Raw genomic sequence first — 1,697 nt, forward strand, 5'->3', positions numbered from 1 at the left:
CCGGTCACGGCCGCGCTCGCGGCCACCGGAGCCGTCATCGGAGCGGGCGACGCCGGTGGCAGCGGCAGCGCGGCCGGCGGTGGTGACGCGAACGGGAACGCCGCCGGTGGCGACAACGCGAACGGCAACGACGCCAGTGCGGGTTCAAGTGCGGGTGCGGGTACGGGTGACGCGAACGGCACTGATGCGGGTGCTGGCTCCGGTGACGCAAACGGCACTGATCCGGGTGCGGGTGCGGGTGCGGGTGACGCGAACGGTACTGATACGGGTGCTGGTTCCACCACCGGCGCCACAACCGGCGCGGATGGTGGCGACGGACAGCAGTAGGTCCGCGGGGACCACCGGCTCCGGTCACCGGTGACACCGGAGCTCCACCGAACTGACCGCACGATGGAGCTGCGGTGACCGGCCCCTCCTCCCCTGGGGCTGGCCACCGCAGCTGCACCGTCAGCGAGCGCGCCCCACTCCTCCAGTCGGGTCATGTCTCGTTCCACACGCGCCGCCATGATGACTACTTCAGCTCCATGACACCCCATCCGTGAGACACATGTGAGAGATGGGCGAAGAGGGCTGCACGGAAACACGGCCTTACAAACCCTTCCGGATGACGGTGCGGTCGCGAACCGCCCGGTCTACGTCGCGGTCGGGATCAATCTCGAAGGCGAGCGGGACGTACTGGGGATGTGGGTCGGCACCGGCGGCGAGGGCGCCAAAACCTGGATGACGTGGCTCGCCGAACTCCGCAACCGCGGCGTGCAGGACGTCCTGATCGCCTGCTGCGACGGGCTGAAGGGACTGCCGGAGTCGGTCACCACCATCTGGCCGCTCGCGGACGTGCAGCTGTGCGTGGTCCACATGGTCCGCGCCAGCCTGAAATACGCCTCCACCAGGCACTGGCAGCCCATCGCCAAAGAACTCCGGCAGGTCTGCACCGCCGTGACCGCGGATGCGGCCGAGGCCCGCTTCGCGGAGTTCGAGGCCGAATGGGGCACCAAATATCCGGCGCTGGTCGCGGGCTGGCGGCGCAACGGGGAACACTTCGTGTTCTTCCTGCGGTTCCCGTCCGAGATCCGCAAGGTCGTCTACACCACGAACATGAGCGACTCGCTGAACTCACGGTTCCGGCAGGCCACCCGACGTCGCGGGCACTTCCCCGACGAGAACGCTGCCCTGAAGGTCCTCTACCTCGTCATCCGCGACCGGCAGCCCAACCGGCCCAACGTCACCGGCAGAACCCGCAACTGGAAACAAGCCATCAACACCCTCGCCGGCTACTACGGCGACCGCATCATCAACCAGTAATCACAGCACCGGGCATGCACAAAGAAAAAGACACTCCCAAGCGGCAGGCTCGACGAACGCGACTTCCTTGGTCTCGCTGCTGGTGTGCAGCTCGCCGCCGACGATGCGGGAGGTGAAGCAGGTTGAGTACTGCTGGCGTACTTCGCCGTCGTCATAGGCGATCACGTGGACTGGGTTGGTGTAGATGCCGACCGGCCCAGCAGCTTGTCTCGTGCGTGCCGGGTGGCGCCTTCGGGGGCGCCACCCGGCATGTGGTGTGCTGCGGCTCTCCTAGGGCGTGTGTGGGGTTGTGATCTCGTGGGTCCCCGGGCGGTAGGGGCGGGGGCTTTGGGGTAGAACGGTGGGGTGTCTCGACCTCAACTTTCGGATGCTGAGTGGGAGTTCGTCTCTCCGTT

General features: G+C 67.1%; 1 protein-coding gene and 2 pseudogenes. 2 read left to right on the top strand and 1 reads right to left on the bottom strand.

Annotation, left to right across the window (positions count from 1 at the left end):
* The coding region (locus O3W51_RS47890; RefSeq protein ID WP_269290374.1) for a hypothetical protein at positions 1 to 327 on the top strand (327 nt) is incomplete at its 5' end.
* 279 nt (positions 328 to 606) lie between these two features.
* A pseudogene (locus O3W51_RS47895) lies at positions 607 to 1,302 on the top strand (IS256 family transposase); the annotation flags it as partial.
* On the opposite strand, the pseudogene O3W51_RS47900 reads toward O3W51_RS47895, so the two are convergent.
* Positions 1,303 to 1,494: pseudogene (locus O3W51_RS47900) on the bottom strand (hypothetical protein); the annotation flags it as partial.
* Positions 1,495 to 1,697: the final 203 nt, after the last annotated feature.

Origin of the sequence: Streptomyces sp. H39-C1, assembly GCF_027158125.1 — a bacterium.
Lineage (GTDB): Bacteria > Actinomycetota > Actinomycetes > Streptomycetales > Streptomycetaceae > Actinacidiphila > Actinacidiphila fildesensis.